Genomic DNA, 19134 nt, shown 5'->3' on the forward strand with positions numbered 1-19134 from the left:
ACGCCGCCAGCCAACCGGCCGCACGCAGATTAGTTCTCGAGCGGCTTCACCGGCCGCTGCTCCGATGGATCACCGCGTCGAAAATCCCCCGACCGTCTCTCTCAGTGCGCGCGAGGACAACAAGAAGAATCCGGCCGCGACCACGATCAGCACGGATGCGCCGATCAAGGCTCCCATGATCCCGGAGGCCGCGGCCGCGCGGCAGGCCGCATCGATCGCCGCATCGGGTGACACCGCCTGGCCGCGATTGCACAGGGCGCTGAAGTCGCCGGCGGTGAAGCTCCGCCGCGCAAGAGCGTCGCTGACGATGCCCACGAACAGCGGGCCGAGGCCAGCGCCGAAGAGTCCCGTGAAAACACCGAATACGGCGACGGCGGTCGAGCGCATCCTGACGCCCGCGATCGCCTGTACGGTGGCATAGGACGGGGCGGAATAGAAGAAGGCGAGGATCCCGCCGAGCGTGATCAGCGCGACGGCCGGCTGCAGCGCCGTCTGGGCGAAGCCGGCCGCGAAGCAGGCGGCGCCTGCCGTGCATCCGATCGCCGGCAACCACATCGACCAGCGTCGATCGCGGCGCGCGAGCCAGTCCGTCAGATTGCCGCCGATCAGCATGCCCGTCCCGATCGAGACGAAGGCGATCAGGCCGTTGACCAAGCCGGCCTGACCAAGACTCATCTGGTGCACACGAAGCAGATAGACCATCTGGAATTGTCCGATGGCGTTGAGCGCACAGGTGCAGACGGTCCCCGCCACGACGAGCCGGCGGAAGGCGCTCAGCCGCAAGAGCTCGCGCAGCACGGCACCGAAGCTCGGCGCAGCATCGCGGACGATCGCCCCTTCGGCGAGGCCGCGCGGCGGCTCCCGCAGCAGCAGGATCATCAGGAGCGAGACCACGACCCCGGGCACGCTCATCACGAAGAACACCATGCGCCAGCCCCAGTGCTGGGCGACGATGCCCGCCAGCAGCGAGCCGAGAAAGAAGCCAAGAGGAATTCCGAGCAGGAAGATGGCCAACGCCGAGGCACGCCGCTCCGGCTTGTAGTGATCCGCCACGAGCGACGTTGCCGGCGGCATGTAGCCGCCCTCGCCGACCCCGACCAGGACACGGAGCAGGAACAGTTGAACGAACCCGGCCGCCAGACCGCACAGACCGGTGGCGACCGAGAACACCATGATGCAGACCGTGAGGATGCCGATGCGGCTGCGGCGCTCGGCCAGGTAGCCGATCGGAATGCCGGTCAGCGAATACATCACCGCAAAGGCCAGCCCCTGCAGCATGCCGATCTGCAGATCCGACACGCCGAGCTCGTGCCGGATCGGCTCGACCACCGCCGAGAGAATCGCACGGTCAGCGAAGCTCAGCGTGTTGGCCAACAGCAGGATCGTCAGCAGCCGCGCCCGGTACGATCGCCGTAACAATTGACTCTGCGCAGCGTCGGCCGCGCCCAATGATGCCGACAGGATCGTCATGGTCCCTCCCCTGATGAATCCGAAGCCGCTTGACCGCAGCCTTTCTGGATTGATGGCGCGAGGCCCCGCTGCGCGGCGCCTCGCATCGTCGTTCGACGAGCGCTGCTCGTGATGGGTCAACCTGATCGGCCGGCCGTTGCCGGCCGGCGCTGCGGCGCGCCTAGCGCTTCGACAGCGCCGGAATCACGGCTTCCGCGAACAGGCTCACGGAGTCCACGACCTCGTCGAAGCTGAGATCGCCGAAGGCGAAGTTGCCGCTGAGATAGTTGACGCCGCTGATCTCGACCTGGCGCTCGATCTCGGCGCGCACTGTCGTCGGCGATCCGATCACGACAAACCCGCTTTCGATCAGCGGATCGAGCGTTGGCGGCAGCTTCCAGCCGCGCGGCTCGCTGTCATAGCGGTGCCACAACGTCCAGAAGCTCTTGTGATGGACCTGCCAGGCGCGGTCGGCAATCTCCCGGGCCAGCGCATCGGTCTTCGCCACCACGATGTAGCGATTGACGCCGAACAGATTGGCCGACGCCCGTCCGTCGAGCACGGAGGCCTGCTCCGAGCGATAGCGCAGCACGACCTCACGCACACGCTCGACCGGGCCGGCACAGACCATGTTGAAGAAGTTGCGCGCCGGCCAGGCCGCGGAGTCGGGGCCACCCGCCGCATACCAGATCGGCGGCGGCGACTGCACCGGACGGATCGAGAGATTCACGTCGGCGTAGGACCAGTGCTTGCCCTGATAGTCCAGCCGCCCGGTCGCCAGCCCCTGGCGAATGATCTCGAACGCCTCCTGGTACCTTTCGAGCGCCTCGGACGGGTTCACGCCGAGATAGCCAAGCTCGAAGCCCGACGCGCCACGCCCGACGCCGAACTCGAAGCGGCCGCCGGACAGATTGTCCAGCATGCAGATCTCCTCGGTCAGACGCATCGGATTGTAGACCGGCAGCAGATACACCAGCGGACCGAAGCGCAAAGTCTTGGTGCGCTGCGACATCGCAGCGAGAAACACGCTCGGCGACGGCGTCGTGCTCAGCGGCGTGCCATGGTGCTCGCTCATCTGGTAATGCGAGAAGCCCAGGCTCTCGTATAGGGCCGCAAGCTTCAGCCGCTCCTCATATTGCAGCGCAGCCGACCGGCCGGACGAATCGTTCTGGTCGAATACTCCAAACTTCATTTGCCTTCCTTCGATGTCTCTCATCCCGGCGCGACACTACAGAACAGATAACAGTTGTCAACGCAACGATGTCCAAACAACGTTATGCGCTCGCGGCAGCGCCCTTGGCGGCCACAGTCGCGACGCTTTTCCCATTGCATCCAACGAGGTGAGCAGATTGCCGCAGTGCGGCACGCCATCGGAGGCCACGGCGAGGCGCGAACCGGCCTGCTGGCAGGCTGCGAGAACCGGCTTGACATCGATATCGTTGTGTTGACATCATTCTTGCAACGAGCGGCAGGGACGTCGTCCTGAGCCGTCCGGCGAGCCGAGCGAGGCAACGGCCAGCCCGGCTCAGCGCACCCGAGGAGACACGCCCGAACAACGGGCGTGGTGCCACAGACCAAGAGAGGAAACATGCCAGAGCCACTTTACCCATCCGTCGGATTTTGGGGTCTTTCGCGGCCCATGCGTTTCGAGGCCGACGTGCGCGACTGCGAGGTCATCGGCGAGATTCCGAAGGACCTGCGCGGATCCTATTTCCGGGTCGGGCCCGACCGCGCCTATCCGACGCTGGAGGGCGACGCGCTGATCAACGGCGACGGCGTGATTTCGGTGTTCCGGATCGAGGATGGCGGAGTGGACTTCCGCTGCCGCTATGTCGAGACCGAGCGCCTGCGCCACGAGCGCAAGGCGCGCCGCCGCCTCTACGGCATCTATCGCAACGAATTCACCGATGACCCGTCGACGGCGGGCACCGATCGCGACAACACCGCAAACACGCACGCGTTCTCGCATCACGGCAAGCTGTTCGCCCTGCGCGAGGACAGCTACCCGACCGAGATCGATCCGAAGACGCTGGAGACGCTCGGCACCTGGACCTGCGGCAACCGCCTCAAGTCGAAGACCATGACCGCCCACCCCAAGATCGATCCGGACACCGGGGAATGGTGGGGCTATGGCATCTTCGCGCATAAGCGCTACGAGGGCGAGATGACGCTGCAGGTCATCGACCGCAACGGCAAGCTGATCCGGGAAGAGGAGTTCATGTCGCCCTTCCCCGGCATCGGCCACGATTTCGCGCTTACGACCGAGCACATCATCTTCCCGATCATGCCGCTGACGGTCGACCTGAGGCGGGTCCGGCAGGGTGGCGATTTCTACGCCTACGATCCCGACCTCACGCCGGTCTACGGCATCATGCCGCGCGGCGGCAGCGTCTCGCAGATCAAATGGTTCAAGGTCCCCGGCGCGTTCCTGGCGCATGTGATGAACGCCTATTCCGAAGGGCATCTCGTGCACATCGATGCGCCGCTCGCACGTGGCAACAGCTTCGCCATGTTCCGCGACGTGTCCGGCAACAAGACCGATCCGGCGCTCGGCATTCCGATGATTTCGCGGCTGACCTTCGATCTGAAGAGCGGCGAAGTCTCCATCAAGCAGTTTCCCGGCTCGATCGGCGAGATGCCGCGCTGCGATGAGCGCTTCGCGTCGAAGCGCTACCGCTATGGCTTCCACCGATCGCTCGAGGGCATCACGCGAATCGACTGGCAGACCGGCGAGCGCTCGATTTGCGCCACGCCGCACGCGCCCGGCGGAACGCAGGAGCCGGTGTTCGTGCCGCGCGCGCCGGACGCTCCGGAGGGCGAGGGCTATGTCGTCTGCCTCGCCAACGTCGCGTCGGAAAACCGCGCCGAGCTCATCGTGGCTGACGCGATGAAGATGGAACAGGGCCCGGTGGCGACCGTTCGTCTGCCGTTCAACCAGCCCGCGGCGTTCCACGGATGCTTCGTCTCCGACTGGCAACATTGATGCGCCGGCGTGCGGCACCACTGCCGCACGCCGCTGCAGCCTGCGAGCTGCAGCAGCGTTCTCGACACCGCTGAGACGCGCATCGGCGTCACACCGGTTCTTGACTGAGGGCAGGCTTCGAGCAGTCCCCCGACGAGGGCCCCTCTCCTCGCGGCGGGCCGCCCAGCGGGCGCGCGTCCAGCCCTGCGCGGGCGGTCGTCGTCCGGCTGGGGTGGAGCTCGCGCCACCGTTCAGGGCGGGCCGACCGATCCCGTGCGGTCCAAGCCCCTGAAATGCCGGGTTGATGGAAACCGTTCTGCGCGCGTAGTGTTCGCGAGCTTCACCTCGGACAGTGATTCCGGGCATCTGCCCGGACAAGGTGCAGCGATGAGCCACTGATCTCGGCCTCAACGTCCGAGAAGGGGCTGACGAGATTGCCTTGATACGTCCGACAGACGCAGATATTTGCCAGCAAGCCCATCGCAGATGACACAGACCAGCAGATCGGGACACGATCATCGTCCAGTCAGCGGCGCGCGCGGGACCGGCTCCGACGAGGTCGGACATCTCGATGATCTCGTCCTGGTCCGGATCATGCGCATGGCGGAAATGGTCGCGCGTCTGTCAGCCATCAACCTCGAAGCGCGCTACGGCATCCGGATGACCGACATGCGGATCCTGGCGCTGCTGCACGATGCCGACAGGATGTCGGTGGCCGAGATCAGCCGTCAGGCACGGGTGGACAAGGCCTGGATCAGCCGCCTCTCTCGCGAGCTCGAGGACAAGGGGCTGATCGAGCGCGTTCCCGACCCCGAGGACTCCCGCGCCATGCTGCTCTCGCTCACCCGCAAGGGCCGCGACATCCAGCGCAGGCTGCTGCCCGAAGCGACGAAGCGCGAGCAATTCCTGCTGCGGGGAATCGACCGTCGCAAGCTCGTCACCGTGCTCGCGAAGCTCGATCAGAATCTCGGGGCTCTACTGGGCGAGGCCGGACTCATGCTCGATCAGTCAGGGCAAGATTGATCCCATCGATCGGCCTGACTGAGATCAGGCTGGCCTTCATATCCGGCGGCACGAGCCCTCGACCCTCACGTCAAAGGGGTGGTCTGCCGTCTTGCTCCATTTGCTATGACCTCTCTCACGAGGTTTAAATGTCTTGACATCCATTATGTTGTTTTGACATCATTTACGATAGGAGCGACGTCATCACCGCCCGCGAGAGCAGAGGCCGCAGAAACCGTCAATGTCGCTCACGCTGAGGAACCGTTGATGTCCAATCTTCCGATCGCCTTGTGCGAGGCCCTGTCAGAACTCGGCACGGCAATCACGCCACAGCTGATCCAGCAGACATCGTTGCTGCTGGCTCCGACCGCGGCGCGTCCCGCCCCGTCGTTCTGCAGCGTGGAGCGCGATCTCGCTTATGGCCCGCACGAGCGACACCGGCTCGACGTGTTCGTCCCGGTCGCCGCCGGCCAGTCCCGTCCGATCCTGGTCTATGTCCATGGCGGCGGCTTCACGATGGGCAGCAAGGGCGGTCCTGACGATCCGTTCTTCAACAATTTCGGCGCCTGGGCGGCGCGCGCAGGCTTCGTCGGCGCCACCCTCAATTATCGCCTCGCGCCTTCGCATCAATGGCCGGCCGGGCCGGAGGATCTCGATGCCGCCGTCACCTGGCTGCGCGACCATGCGGCGCAGTTCGGCGGCGATGCTGACAAGATCGTCCTGGTCGGGCAGTCGGCCGGCGCCGTTCACGTGGCCGGCTATCTCACGCTCGCCAAGCATGACGGCCGCGCCCCCCTGGCGGCCGCGATTCTGCTGTCGGGCATCTTTGATCTCGAGCGGCACCAGGGCGGCCTGCCCTCCGAGGTCCTCTATTACGGCGATGACCCAGCGCGCCGGGCCGAGCAGTCGACGCTGGCCGGGCTGTTCCAGCAGCGCGTGCCGTGCCTGTTCACCGTCTCCGAATTGGACCCGCCGACGTTCCAGCGCCAGGCCGCCCATCTGGTCGAGCATTGCATCGCCGTGCACGACCGGCTCCCCCGCCTGATCTATCTGAGCGGGCACAATCACCTGACACCCGGCTACAGCCTGGGCGGCGCCGACAGCGCCTTCAGCGAGCTGTTGGAGAGGTTCGTCCGTCAGATGACCTAGATCATGATGCGCTTCTACAGAAACGCATCATGATCTTACCTCTTTGTTTGAGCATGATCTTTTCGGAAAACCGGTTTCCACTTTTCCGGATCATGCTCTAGGTCAGACGTGCTGGACACCGCCGCGCGGGACGCGCCGGCGCCACCATCGGGCCTCGCCGTGACCGGCGAGGCCTTTGCGTGTGATGGGCATGGCTCCCCACGCAGATCCAGGGCCTGATGGCTCTCCCCGCACCGGCCTTTTTCGTCCTGGAGCTGTCGTGGGCCGCGCCGCCCCATGGTGCGGACCCGGTCATTCGAAATGCTGGGTTGAAGGAAGTGGCCTCGGCCGCGTAGTGTGGCATCCAAGCGTCATCGTATGCAACGGATCAGCGCCCTGCTCCGGCGCCAGCTGCAAGCGATGTCGCCATCGGCCTTCCCCGGTCCGGGGCATGGCTATCGTCCCACCTTCGCCCGCGTTCGAGTTGACGCCGAAAAACACCACCAGCCTGCAGCGAATGAAGAAGACCACCAAGGCCCGCTCCGACCGTCGTCGGCCCGCGGACAAGACCGCCGCCCCTCAGGACCAGGTCCAGTACCTCGACGATCTCATCGTCGTGCGGATCGCGCGCATGTCGGAGGCGATCGCGCGCCTGACCGCCGTCAACATCGAGGATCGCTTCGGCATCCGGATGACCGACATGCGGATCCTGTCGCTGCTGCGCGATGCCGACCAGATGTCGGTCGGCGAGATCAGCCGGCTGGCTAGGGTCGACAAGGCCTGGATCAGCCGCCTGTCGCGCGAGCTGGAGGACAAGGGACTGGTCGCAAGGGTGCCGGATCCGCAGGATTCCCGGGCGATGCTCGTGTCGCTCACCCGCAAGGGCCGCGAGCTGCAGAGCAAGATGCTGCCGCAGTCGATCGCCTGCGATCGCTTCCTGTTGCAGGGCCTCGACCGCCAGAAGCTGGTAGCGCTGCTCACCAAGCTCGATCAGAACCTGCTGGTGCTGCTGGAAAACTCGGGCGCGGTCCCAGATCAGGACAGCTGATCCCGAGTGCGGTGGAGAGGTCGCTGCCTGCAGCGTTCAGACCAGCTCGACGTGGACCTTGATCGCCCCGCTTGCTTCGTCGATCCAGCCGCTTGTCCCCGCCTGCCGCAGCATGGTGTCGAACTTGACGTTCCAATCGGCACCGACGCCGGGCCCTGCGAGCCGCCGCAGCGCATCGGGATTGATCAGCGCATCGGTCTGCGACACCAGCGATCCGACGCCAGCGAGCGCCGAGACGAGCGCCGCCTGCGACAGGCTCCGCGGCGACGTGATCTTCAACGCGCGAAAATTGCCGGCATCGACCAGCCGGCAACGTCCGTCCGTGACCTCGATGATCATCCGAGCCTCCCGGTCAGAATAAGAGCCTTGATCCAAGCCGCACGCATTACCCTGGCTTCCGGCAACGTCAGTGTGACCGCGAGACCTTCGGCGCGATGTCCCGCCCGAGCCCGACATAGCGCCCGCCGAAATATCCGAGCGGCATCCCGTTCTCATGGCCGAACTCCGCGACCCGCCCGATCAGGATGGTGTGGTCGCCGGCGCTGATCGCTTCGTGCCTGGCACAATCGAGCCAGGCGATGGCGCCGTGAATGATCGGACTTCCGCGCTCCGACAGCTTCCACGCCACGCCCTCGAACTTGTTGTCGCCGGGCCGCGCGAAGCGCGCCGAGATGTCGACCTGATGCTGGCTCAGAATGCTGACGCCGAAGCTCGGCGCAGCGACGAAGTCGGCCGTGCTGCTGGATGCGTTGGCGACGCAGACGAGGACCAGCGGAGGATCCAGCGAGACGGACGTGAAAGAGTTGGCCGTGAATCCGCGCAGGGTGCCGTCCGGCGCCACTGTTGATACGATGGTGACGCCCGTCATGAAGCGCCCCATCGCCTTGCGAAATTCCAACACGTTGACTTGGTCCGGACTCGTCATTCACTGTCTCTGTATGGCGGCTCGCCGGCTCGACGGCGGCATGTGCACGAGCGGCAGAATAGCTCGGAGCCTATTGTTGTCAACACATCAATTGGTGAGCACGCGCGCCGTTTCATTGCTCAGCCGAATAGCCGAATGGGACCATGAGGGCGGCCGGGAGGCGCGCCACGCAGGACCATCGCGCGCCTCACGCCAGAAGCGTGAGCTTCCGGCTCCTTTGGCTGTTATGGCAAACGGCGGCGGATTGCAGCAGCGGACGACGAGAGAGGCTACGCCTCTGCCGCCAGAAGATCCTTCTCGATGCCTTCGTAGGTCGACAGGACCTTGTCCATCGCGAGACGCATCGTCCGGACCTCGGGCGACATCTTCATGATCTTGTACTGCGCCTCGATCATCGTCTTGTCCTCGCCGAACGCCTGCTCGCTCAGCTCGAAGAAGAACTGCTTCTCGCCGGGAAAACGCGAATCCGGTCCGAAGGCGAAGTAGTAGCGCGCTTTGCCTTCCGTGACCGGCGTCACCGCCTGGCAGGTGTAGGACGAGAACAGCGGCTCGACATCCGGAGGATTTTCGCCGCAGCGCGCCAGCGTGCCTTGCGGGTAACGCGCGGCAAACTGGATGAAGATCCCGGGCGAGAGGAACTCGTACCAGGAATAGAAGTCGCCGGGTCCCTTGTCCTTCAGGACGCGCAGCCCGCCTGCCGGAACCGGCGGAACGTTCTCCATCCTGCGCGTCACGCGAACGCCGCGCGGCAGCTTGTCGACCTCGGTCTTACCGTAGATCCAGCCTCTCGTCGCGCGATCGCTTCCGCCTGCGAAGCTGTTCTTGTGAACCCAGCCGACATGCGACAGATCCAGCAGATTGTCGTGAATGAGCTTTGCCGGCGCGTCCATCTCCATGTGGCCGGGCTCGAGCGCCCAGTCAGGATGCGCATAGCCCTTGAAATCCGGGATCAGCGCTTCGTCGGCCTTGTCCGCCGGTCCCATCCAGACCCACACCGCGTTGTCCTTCTCGACCGCCGGATAGGCGCGCACGCGCACCGACGGCGGCACGATCTCCTGGCCGGGCACCTCGGCGCAACTGCCGTCGGGATTGAACAGGACACCGTGATAGAGGCAGCGCAGCTTCTGTCCCTCGCAACGCCCATGCGACAGCGGCGCGAGACGATGTGCACAACGATCGGCGAGCACGACGATCCTGCCCTCCTCGGTCCGATAGACGACGAGCGGCTCGCCGAGCATCACGCGAGCTTGAGGCGCCTGGGTAAAGTCCCGGTCCCAGCCGGCCATGTACCATGCGTGACGAACGTAGCCATTCAGCGAGTACCCTGTCGCCATGGACGATGAACTCCTTGTGTTGAGGATGGCAGTGTCGAACGGGATCAAGCCTCGTGGTGTCGCCGCGATCGCAGAACGAGGGACAGGTCTGACCAGCGGCAGAGCTGCAGGGGATGCCTATCGCATCCCACATCGGGACGAGTGATCCGCCGGACAACCGACGGCCAGCCCCTTGGGCGTTGCATCCTCATGACATCCTCCCATCGCCGGGCGCTGCTTGCTCGCAGCATCTTCAGGCAGTCTGGGATGTCGCATCGCGACACCCCGGAACCAAAACCTACAACGGGGACTATCGATGTCAACACACCTTTTTGCCCTCGACATTTTGATGTTCTGACATCTATCATTCGCTGCGGCGGCATGAGAGCCGACAGGTCCCCAGGACGCCGGCAAGCACCACGCGCAGCACGTCACCTCGGCACAACCGATGTGATCGTCGGTATGGCCGCGAGCTACACGATCCTGGCCAGCAGCAGCGCTGTTGCAGCGGCCAGCAGCGCCGGGATGGCGGCGACGAGAAACAACGTCTCGACCTCGACATGGCTCGCCAGCATGGCGCCGCCGATCAGCGGGCCGACGATCGAGCCGATCCGGCCGATGCCGAGCGCCCAGCCCATGCCGGTGGCCCGGATGGCGGTCGGATAATAGGTCGCCGCCAGGGCGTTCGAGGCGATCTGTCCGCCGACGATGCAGAATCCCGCGGCGAAGATCGCGATGGTCACCAGCGCGATCGCGTGACTGCTGAGGCCGATGGCGCCGACGGCGGTGGCCGCACAGAGATAGGTGACGGCGAGCGCACGAAACGAGAACCGGTCGATGACGCGGCCGAGCGCGAAGGTGCCGGCCACGCCGCCGACCTGCAGCATGGCGCCGATGATCGCGGCGGCCGACACCGAGACGCCGAGATCGTTGAGCACCGTCGGCAGCCAGTTGGACAGCAGATAGAGATCGAGCAGGCTCATGAAGAACACCACCCAGAGCAGCAGCGTGATGCCGCCGCGGCGCTCTGCGAACAGATGCGCGACCGGCAGGCCGGTGAGGCGAGGCTCCGGCACTACGAAGCGCGCGTCCTCTGCAATGCGCAGCTCCGGATCGACCCGCCGCAGCAGCACGGCGACGTCGCAGTCGCGACCGCGCAGCAGCGCGAGATAGCGGATCGATTCCGGCAGCGCGGCAGCGAGCACCGGCGCCAAGGCCAGCGGCACCAGGCCGCCGACCAGGAACACCGAGCGCCAGCCGAACGCAGGGATCAGCGCGGCAGCGAGCAGCCCGCCGAGCGCCGCACCGATCGAGAAGCCCGCGAACATCGCCATCACCATGGTGGCGCGGCGCCGATGCGGCGCCAGTTCGGCGGTCAGCGCCACCGCGTTCGGCATCGCGCCGCCCAATCCGAGGCCGGTGAGGAAACGCAGCACGATCAGCACGGTCGCGTCCTGCGCCAGCATCGTCGCCAGCGTGCCAACGCCGAAGGCGGTGGTCGCGATCACGATGATGCGCTTGCGGCCGATCCTGTCGGCCAAGGTCCCGAATATGATCGCTCCGAGCATCAGACCGAACAGGCCGGCGCTGAACACCGGCCCGAGCGCGCCACGCGCGAGCTTCCACTCCTGCGCCAAGGCCGGCGCGACATAGCCGATGGCCTGGGTGTCGAAGCCGTCGACGAACAGCACTGCCGCGCAGATCAGCAGGACCCGGATCTGGAAGGAGCCGATCGGAAGCCGGTCGATCAGCTCAGGGAGGTCGACCTCGGCCGTCGACGGCCCGTCCGTGTGGACGATCTGCATCCGCGTGTCCTTCCCCGAGGCCGTTGGCCGCTTTATATTGCTTCTTATAAATCTCTTATTATGAGATTTTTGCGAGTTCAAGTGGCGCTTTCCGGGCCTCGGACCCGGGTTCTGCGCCCGTCACGACGGAGCGGATGGATTGGAGCGGCCGGTGAAGAAGGCGAAGAGCCAGGATCGGCTGCTCGCGGTGCTGGACCTGTTCAGCGAGCAGCGGCCGCATTGGACGCCGGACGAGCTGATGCGCGAGCTCGGCTACACCCGGCCGACGCTCTACCGCTATCTGAAGAGCCTGAAGCAGAGCGGGTTGCTGATGACCACCCGCGCCGGCCAGCTGACGCTGGGTCCGCGCGTCGTCGAGATGGACTATCTCAGCCGGCACGCCGATCCGCTGGTGGCGGCAGCGGCCCCGGAGCTCGCGCAACTGACGGCCGCTCATCCCTGCACGGCGCTGCTCGTGCGCTGGTACGGCGACAAGATGCTGTGCGTCGCCTCGCAATCCTCGGCACCGCATCCGGTCAGCAGCTATCCGCGCGGGCGCCCGATGCCGATGGGCCGCGGCGCGATCGCCCGCTCCATCATGGCGTTCCTGCCGAAGCCGCAATTGCAGCCGCTGATCGCACGCTATGCCGCCGACCTGCGCGCGGTCGGCGTCGGCGCCACGGCGGACGAGATCATCGCGACGCTGCGGCAGATCCGGCGCGCCGGGGTGGCGATCGCGTTCGGCGAGGTCACCCCCGGCGCCGTCGGCATCGCCGCGCCGATCCTCGATGACGGCCATCCGGTGGCGAGCCTCTGCGTCACCGTCGCCGGGCGGCAGACGACGGGTGAGCTGATCGACCGGATCGGCGGCGAGGTGCGCGAGGCCGCCCGTCGGATTGCCGCGACGGAACTCGCTAATCTCATAATGTGAGATTTATATTGACGACATTCATGCCAGACGGCAAGTGAGGAGCAACCGCTCCCGGGCGTCCCAGCCGGTGGACTGCGGAGCGACGGAGGCATGGCCGTGGAAACCAGCACGCAGGCACCGGTGGTGATCGTCGGCGGAGGGCCGGTCGGCTTCGGCCTCGCCATCGATCTCGCAACGCGCGGCATCCGATCCGTCGTGGTCGAGCGCCACGCGACGCCGCAGCCGATCCCCAAGGGGCAGAATCTCACCCAGCGCACGATGGAGCATTTCCATGTCTGGGGCGCCGAGGATGCGCTGCGCGCCGCCCGCACGATTCCGCGCGACTACGGCATCGGTGGCATCACGACCTATGGCACCTTGCTCAGCGGCATCAGCCATGACTGGCTGCAGCGCGAGTTGGTGCGGCCGTTCTACGCCGCCGACAATGAGCGGCTGCCGCAATATGCCACCGAGGCGGTGCTGCGGCAGCGCGCCGCCGAGCTCGGCGCGATCGAGACGCTGATCGGCTGGACCTGCACCGCGGTGCGCCAGGACGCCTCCGGCGCCGAGACCGACATCGTCGATGCGGCGGGGCGCAAGCGCACGCTGCGCTCGGACTTCGTGGTCGGCTGCGATGGCAGCCGCTCGCTGGTGCGCGAGCAGGCCGGCCTCACCCAGACCCGATCCGATCACGACCGGCTGATGGTGCTGCTGGTGTTCCGCTCGACCGAGCTGCACCAGCTGCTCGAACGCTATCCGGGCAAGTCGTTCTTCAACGTGCTGCATCCGGCGCTCGACGGCTATTGGAAGTTCTTCGGACGCGTCGATCTCGGCAGCACCTGGTTCTTTCACGCGCCGGTGCCGGCCGATACCACGCGCGACAATTTCGATTTCGCGCGTTTCCTGCACGAGGCCGCCGGCGCCAAGTTCGACATTTCGTTCGACCATATCGGCTTCTGGGATCTCCGCTTCGCAGTGGCCGACAACTATCGCGCCGGCCGGCTGTTCATCGCCGGCGATGCCGCGCATAGCCATCCGCCCTATGGCGGCTACGGCGTCAACAGCGGCTTCGAGGATGCGGTCAACCTGTCCTGGAAGCTCGCGGCGACGCTGCAAGGTTGGGCAGGCCCGGGCCTGCTCGACAGCTACGGCGCCGAGCGGCAGCCGGTATTCGCCTCGACGGCGCGCGACTTCATCGAGCAGTCGATCCTCATCGACCGCGACTTCCTGCGCCGGCATGATCCGGCCCGCGATCGCGCCGATTTCGAGGCCGCCTGGGAGGAGCGCCGGTCCGGCGCCCGGGCCGAGGTGAACGCGTTCGAGCCGCATTACGAGGGCTCCCCCATCGTGTTCGGACCGCCGGGCTCAGCCTGCAGCGCGATCGGCGGACACGCATTTGCAGCGCGGGCCGGCCACCATCTCGCGCCGCAGCCCTTGTCCGCCGGTGGCTACGTGTTCGAGCGGCTCGGCCGCGGCTTCACGCTCATCGCGCTCGGCGCCGGCGAGGCCGCGGACGCCTTCGCGGCCGCAGCCAAGGAGCTCGGCGTGCCGCTCGAGATCATCAACGACACGGCGGCACAGGGGCGCGAGAAATACCAGGCGCGATTGATCCTGGTGCGGCCGGACCAGTTCGTCGCCTGGGCAGCGGATCGCCTGTCGGCCCCCGCCGAACCGGCCCGCGTGCTGCGACGCGCGATCGGGCACCTCGACAGCGGAGCAGCTCCACGGGCCGCAACGACGTAGCAGGCATTGCTGCCGCAACGCGCCCCTACCCCCGCAGCCGGACGCGATCGAGGCGCGCGCGGGCGGCGACGAAGTCGATGACGGCGCGCACGGCAGGCAGCTCGACCAGGTCGGGATGCGCCAGCAGCCAGAGCTCGGTGAGACTGCCGAGCTTCTGCGGGGCGACGCGCACCAGCTCCGGATGGCTCTCCGCAACGAAGCAGGCGAGCGGACAGATGCCGACACCGGCGCAGGCCGCCGCCAGCATGTCGCCTTGCGACGAGCAGCGCATCACCACCGTCCCCTGCCGGGTGACGGAATCGCTCCAGCGCGCCAGCTGCGCATGAGCCGCCGGATCAGCAAAGCCGATGACGCGATGCCCCTTCCACTCGCCGGCCCGCTCCGGCAGCCGCCGCTCCGCCGCGTAGCGCCGCGAAGCGTAGAAGCCGGCGCCGAGCCGGCCGATCCGGCGCCCGATCAGATTCTCCTCGCCGCTGTCGGTGGGACGCAGAACGATATCCGCCTCGCGCTTCCGCACGCTCGCCGGATAGGGATAGGTGACGATGTCGAGCTGCACGTGGTCATGCGCCAGCAGGAAATCCGGCAGATGCGGCATCAGCCAGTGCGAGGCGAGCGTCGCGCCGATCGACAGCCTGACGGTGCCGCGCGCCTTGCGCGCGTCGGCGGCGACCGCGATCTCCGCCTGCAGCGCCGCCGCCGCCATCGCCTCGGCATGCGGGCGGAAGCTGTGTCCCTGAGCGGTGAGGGCGAGCCCACCGGCCGTGCGCAGCAGCAATTTGGTGCCGAGCTGGGCCTCGAGCGCCGCGATGTCGCGGCTCACCGTCGGGTGACTGGTGCTCAGGCGACGGGCCGCCGCCATGAAGCTGCCGGTCTCCGCGACTGCCATGAACGTCTTGCACAGGTCCCAATCCATCATCATCCAACCGTTCAATTCTGGTCTTAGCTATGTTCAATATTGAACGTCCCGTCGGCCGATGTCCAAGCTTATGATCGCCGCAAAATCGAACGTCGTTCGAATGCACGTTCATGATCAATGGGGAGCGCCGTCGCCGGATGCTTCCGGGAGGACGCGATGGGGTTGCCGGCATTGCTGCGTGAGAGTCTCGAACTGCCGGTGGTCGGATCGCCGCTGTTCATCGTGTCCGGACCGGAGCTCGTCATCGCCCAGTGCAAGGCGGGCGTGGTCGGCTCATTCCCCGCGCTCAATGCCCGGCCGGCCGGCGTGCTCGACGAGTGGCTGGCCCGGATCAATGACGAGCTCGGCGAGCACAAATCGCGCCATCCGGGCCGCAAGGTCGCGCCCTATGCCGTGAACCAGATCTGTCACGCCTCCAACGGCCGGCTGATGCAGGACATGGAGACCTGCGTGAAGCATCGGGTGCCGATCATCATCACCTCGCTGAGGCCTCCTGCCGAGATCGTCGCGGCCGCGCATTCCTACGGCGGCCTCGTTTTCCACGACGTGATCAACGCCAAGCATGCGCACAAGGCGGCCGAGCAAGGTGTGGACGGATTGATCCTGGTCTGCGCCGGCGCCGGCGGCCACGCCGGCACGCTGTCGCCCTTCGCGCTCGTGCGCGAGGTCAAGCAATGGTTCGAGGGCGCGATCCTGCTGTCCGGCGCGATCAGCGACGGCTTCAGCATCGCAGCCGCGATCGCGCTCGGAGCCGACCTCGCCTATATGGGCACGCGCTTCATCGCGAGCGTGGAAGCGAATGCCAACGACGCGTACAAGCAAGCGCTGATCCGGCACGCGGCCCACGACGTCGTCTATACCAACCTGTTCACCGGGGTGCACGGCAACTATCTCGGCCCCTCGATCGCGGCGGCCGGGCTCGATCCCGACAATCTTCCGACCGCCGACAAATCCAAGATGAACTTCGCCTCCGGCGGCAACATGGGACCGAAGGCCTGGCGCGACATCTGGGGCTCGGGACAGGGCATCGGGCAGATCAGCGATGCGCCGCCGGTCGCCGAGCTGGTCGAGCGGCTGAAGCTCGAATTCGACCAGGCGCGGCATGATTTCCTGCTGCGCACCGGCGCCGCATGAGCCACCCTCGCGACATCCACCAGGGAGCGCGCAACATGAAGGGTCATCTCGCCCTGATCGGCGCCGCATGGCTGATGCTGACCGGGACGAACCTCGTCGTCGCTGCCGGGCCGGAGGAGATCCGGATCGGCCAGACCCTGCCCTATAGCGGCCCTGCGTCCGGCTTTGGTGCGATCGGCCGCGTGCAAGAAGCCTTCTTCGACAAGGTCAATGCCGAGGGCGGCATCAACGGTCACAAGGTGAAGTTCATCAGTCTCGATGATGCCTATTCGCCGCCAAAGACGGTCGAGCAGACGCGCAGACTGGTCGAGCAGGACGAGGTGCTAATGATGTTCGGCTCGCTCGGCACCGCGACCAACGGCGCCGTCCATCGCTACCTAAACCTCAAGAAGGTGCCGCAGCTGTTCGTGCTGTCAGGCGCCACCAAATGGGCCGACCCGAAGCGCTATCCGTGGACCATGCCGGGCTCGACATCCTACGATTCCGAAGGCGTGATCTACGCCAAATACGTGCTCGCGACGAAGCCCGACGCCAGGATCGCCATCCTGTCGCAGAATGATGATTTCGGGCGCGACTACGTCGCGGGATTCAAGCGCGCGCTGGGGGACCGGGCGGCGACAATGATCGTCGCCGAGCAGAGCTATGAGACCACCGCGCCGACGATCAGCTCGCAGCTGTCGACGTTGAAGGCGTCCGGCGCCAACGTGCTGTACGGCGTGGTGCTCGGCAAGTTCACCTCGCAGGCGATCAAGGGCGCCGCCGAGATCGGATGGAAGCCGGATCTGTTCTTCGTCCCGACCTCCGCCTCCTCGATCTCCTTTCTCGAACCGGCCGGCCTCGACAATGCCACGGGCCTGATCTCGTCGAGCAACCAGAAGGATCCGATGGATCCGCAATGGGCCGATGATCCCGGCGTGAAGGAGTATTTCGCGTTCATGAAGCAGCACATGCCGAATGCCGACGCGGGGAATGCGAACCATGCAACGGGCTATCACCATGCCACGCTGCTGATGACCGTGCTGCGGGCCTGCAAGGACGATTTCAGCCGCGAGAACGTGATGCGCCAAGCGGCGTCGCTGAACGACGTCAAGCTGCCGCTGTTGCTGCCGGGTATGTCGGCGACGACCGGCCCCGACGACTACCTGCCCTACCAGCAGCTGCAGCTGCGGCGCTTCAACGGCAAGAGCTGGGTCGCGTTCGGCGGCATCATGGACGATCGCTGAACGAAGACCCAGAAGAAAAGATCGAGGAGACGAGATGATCATCAGCGGCGAGCGCCGGATCACCCATGGCGAGATTCAGACCCGCATCCGAAAGGCGACGAGCGGTTTTCGTGCGCTCGGCCTTCCCGAGGGCACTCCGATCGCAACCATGCTACGCAACGATTTCGCGTTCTTCGAGGTCGCTGCGGCCTCTTCGGATCTCGGCTCGTCGATCGTGCCCCTCAATTGGCACCTGAAGGCCGAGGAGGTCCAATACATCCTGACCGACAGCGGCGCCAAGATCCTGGTCTGCCATGCCGACCTGCTGCCGCAGATCCGCGCCGGCGTGCCCGACGATGTCCTCGTCCTGGTGGTCGAAACCCCGCCGGAGATCGCCGCGGCCTTCGGCATCGCGCCGGAGCTTACGCGCGTTCCGGCCGGACTGCGCGACTGGGATCGTTGGCGCGACGGTCACGGCGAATCTCAGGAGCCGCCGCGGCACGGCGCACCGATGATCTACACCTCCGGGACCACCGGCATGCCGAAGGGCGTGCGGCGCACGCCGATGCTGCCGTCGCAGGCGGAGGCCGTCGCGCGTGTCGGCCGGATCACCTACGGGATCAGGCCGCAGGAGGATCAGGTCGTGCTCATCAACGGTCCGATGTATCACTCGGCGCCGCATTCCTATGGCACGCTGGCCTTCCGCAGCGGCTGCACCATCGTCATTCAATCGCGCTTCGATGCCGCGGAGCTGCTGGAGCTGATCGAGCGGCATCGCGTCACCCACATGCACATGGTGCCGACCATGTTCGTCCGCCTGCTCCGGCTGCCGGAGGAGATCAAGCGCCGCCACGATCTGTCGTCGTTGCGCTTCGTCGTGCATGGCGCCGCGCCCTGCGCGCCGGATGTCAAGCGTGCGATGATCGACTGGTGGGGGCCGGTCGTTCACGAATATTTCGGCGCCACCGAGACTGGCATTCCGGTGTGGCATTCGGCCGAGGAGGCGCTGCGGAAGCCTGGCACGGTCGGGCGCGTCATCGATGGCGGCATCGTCAAGGTGTTTCGTCCGGACGGCAGCGTCTGCGGCGCAAATGAGGTCGGTGAGATCTACATGCGCCAGACGGCGCTGCCCGACTTCGACTATCACGGCAAGGCCGAGGCGCGTGCGGAGGCCGGTCGCGAAGGCCTCGTCAGCGTCGGCGACGTCGGCTATCTCGACGAGGACGGCTATCTGTTCCTGTGCGACCGCAAGCGCGACATGGTGATCTCGGGCGGAGTCAACATCTACCCGGCGGAAATCGAGAAGGCGCTGATCACGATGGAGGGGGTGCGCGACTGCGCGGTCTTCGGCATCCCCGACGCCGAATATGGCGAGCGCCTGTGCGCCTGCGTCGAGCCGGAGGCCAATGTGACTCTCTCGGCCGAGGCGGTTCGCACCTATCTGCGCAGCCGACTCGCGAACTTCAAGGTGCCGAAGGAGGTCCATTTCCACGACGCGCTGCCGCGCGAGGCGACCGGAAAGATCTTCAAGCGCAAGCTGCGCGATCCGTTCTGGTCCGGCCACGTTCGCGCGGAGGCGTGACGGCGGAGGGCACTCGTCAGCGCGCCGTCTACCATA

16 protein-coding genes are annotated in these 19134 nt (G+C 66.2%); 9 read left to right on the forward strand and 7 right to left on the reverse strand.

Annotation, left to right across the window (positions count from 1 at the left end; genetic code table 11):
* Positions 1-69: 69 nt before the first annotated feature.
* Together HL671_RS09340 and HL671_RS09345 are read right to left on the reverse strand one after the other, a co-directional pair.
* The gene (locus HL671_RS09340) at positions 70-1470 is read right to left on the reverse strand and encodes a spinster family MFS transporter (RefSeq protein ID WP_172236222.1); all 1401 of its coding nucleotides are present in this window, start codon (positions 1468-1470) and stop codon (positions 70-72) included.
* 160 nt (positions 1471-1630) lie between these two features.
* Entirely contained in the window at positions 1631-2641 is a 1011-nt protein-coding gene (locus HL671_RS09345) for an LLM class flavin-dependent oxidoreductase (RefSeq protein WP_172236223.1), read from the reverse strand.
* Positions 2642-3037: 396 nt separating this feature from the next.
* Here HL671_RS09345 and HL671_RS09350 point away from each other — a divergent pair, with 396 nt between their 5' ends.
* The 4 genes from HL671_RS09350 to HL671_RS09365 all read left to right on the forward strand — a co-directional run bounded on the left by HL671_RS09350 (position 3038) and on the right by HL671_RS09365 (position 7589).
* Positions 3038-4432: a carotenoid oxygenase family protein gene (locus HL671_RS09350; protein WP_172236224.1), complete on the forward strand. Its 1395-nt coding sequence runs from the start codon at positions 3038-3040 to the stop codon at positions 4430-4432.
* 579 nt (positions 4433-5011) lie between these two features.
* Positions 5012-5434, forward strand: a complete 423-nt coding sequence (locus HL671_RS09355) for a MarR family transcriptional regulator (RefSeq protein WP_172236225.1) — start codon at positions 5012-5014, stop codon at positions 5432-5434.
* A 246-nt stretch (positions 5435-5680) separates the two neighbouring features.
* A complete protein-coding gene (locus HL671_RS09360; RefSeq protein WP_172236226.1) occupies positions 5681-6562 on the forward strand; it encodes an alpha/beta hydrolase in 882 nt (293 codons plus the stop codon).
* 430 nt (positions 6563-6992) lie between these two features.
* Complete coding sequence (locus tag HL671_RS09365; RefSeq protein ID WP_172236227.1) at positions 6993-7589, forward strand: MarR family winged helix-turn-helix transcriptional regulator; 597 nt, start codon at positions 6993-6995, stop codon at positions 7587-7589.
* A gap of 36 nt (positions 7590-7625) precedes the next feature.
* Here HL671_RS09365 and HL671_RS09370 read toward each other — a convergent pair whose 3' ends face one another.
* From HL671_RS09370 to HL671_RS09385, 4 genes are all read right to left on the reverse strand, one after another.
* On the reverse strand, positions 7626-7928 hold the full coding sequence (locus tag HL671_RS09370; RefSeq protein ID WP_172236228.1) for a hypothetical protein: 303 nt from the start codon (positions 7926-7928) through the stop codon (positions 7626-7628).
* A gap of 67 nt (positions 7929-7995) precedes the next feature.
* Complete coding sequence (locus tag HL671_RS09375; RefSeq protein WP_172236229.1) at positions 7996-8514, reverse strand: flavin reductase family protein; 519 nt, start codon at positions 8512-8514, stop codon at positions 7996-7998.
* Between the two features lie 269 nt (positions 8515-8783).
* Entirely contained in the window at positions 8784-9848 is a 1065-nt protein-coding gene (locus HL671_RS09380; RefSeq protein WP_172236230.1) for an aromatic ring-hydroxylating oxygenase subunit alpha, read from the reverse strand.
* 452 nt (positions 9849-10300) lie between these two features.
* On the reverse strand, positions 10301-11632 hold the full coding sequence (locus tag HL671_RS09385) for an MFS transporter (protein WP_172236231.1): 1332 nt from the start codon (positions 11630-11632) through the stop codon (positions 10301-10303).
* A gap of 151 nt (positions 11633-11783) precedes the next feature.
* Between HL671_RS09385 and HL671_RS09390 the strand changes: the two genes are divergently transcribed.
* A complete protein-coding gene (locus HL671_RS09390; RefSeq protein WP_172236232.1) occupies positions 11784-12542 on the forward strand; it encodes an IclR family transcriptional regulator in 759 nt (252 codons plus the stop codon).
* A gap of 90 nt (positions 12543-12632) precedes the next feature.
* Positions 12633-14264, forward strand: coding sequence for an FAD-dependent monooxygenase (locus tag HL671_RS09395; RefSeq protein ID WP_172236233.1), 1632 nt, complete (start codon positions 12633-12635; stop codon positions 14262-14264).
* Positions 14265-14289: 25 nt separating this feature from the next.
* Here HL671_RS09395 and HL671_RS09400 read toward each other — a convergent pair whose 3' ends face one another.
* Entirely contained in the window at positions 14290-15177 is an 888-nt protein-coding gene (locus HL671_RS09400; protein WP_172236309.1) for a LysR family transcriptional regulator, read from the reverse strand.
* Between the two features lie 159 nt (positions 15178-15336).
* Here HL671_RS09400 and HL671_RS09405 point away from each other — a divergent pair, with 159 nt between their 5' ends.
* Genes HL671_RS09405 through HL671_RS09415 form a run of 3 tightly spaced genes read left to right on the forward strand, consistent with a single transcriptional unit; the run spans position 15337 to position 19098 of the window.
* Positions 15337-16314 carry an NAD(P)H-dependent flavin oxidoreductase gene (locus HL671_RS09405; RefSeq protein ID WP_172236234.1) on the forward strand — a complete coding sequence of 326 codons (978 nt, stop codon included), beginning with the start codon at positions 15337-15339 and terminating at the stop codon, positions 16312-16314.
* A gap of 35 nt (positions 16315-16349) precedes the next feature.
* Complete coding sequence (locus tag HL671_RS09410; protein ID WP_172236235.1) at positions 16350-17537, forward strand: ABC transporter substrate-binding protein; 1188 nt, start codon at positions 16350-16352, stop codon at positions 17535-17537.
* Positions 17530-19098, forward strand: a complete 1569-nt coding sequence (locus HL671_RS09415; RefSeq protein ID WP_335341770.1) for an acyl-CoA synthetase — start codon at positions 17530-17532, stop codon at positions 19096-19098. The genes HL671_RS09410 and HL671_RS09415 overlap by 8 nt, the downstream gene beginning before the upstream one ends.
* Positions 19099-19134: the final 36 nt, after the last annotated feature.

It is taken from the genome of Bradyrhizobium denitrificans (assembly GCF_013179005.1).
Taxonomy (GTDB): domain Bacteria; phylum Pseudomonadota; class Alphaproteobacteria; order Rhizobiales; family Xanthobacteraceae; genus Bradyrhizobium; species Bradyrhizobium denitrificans.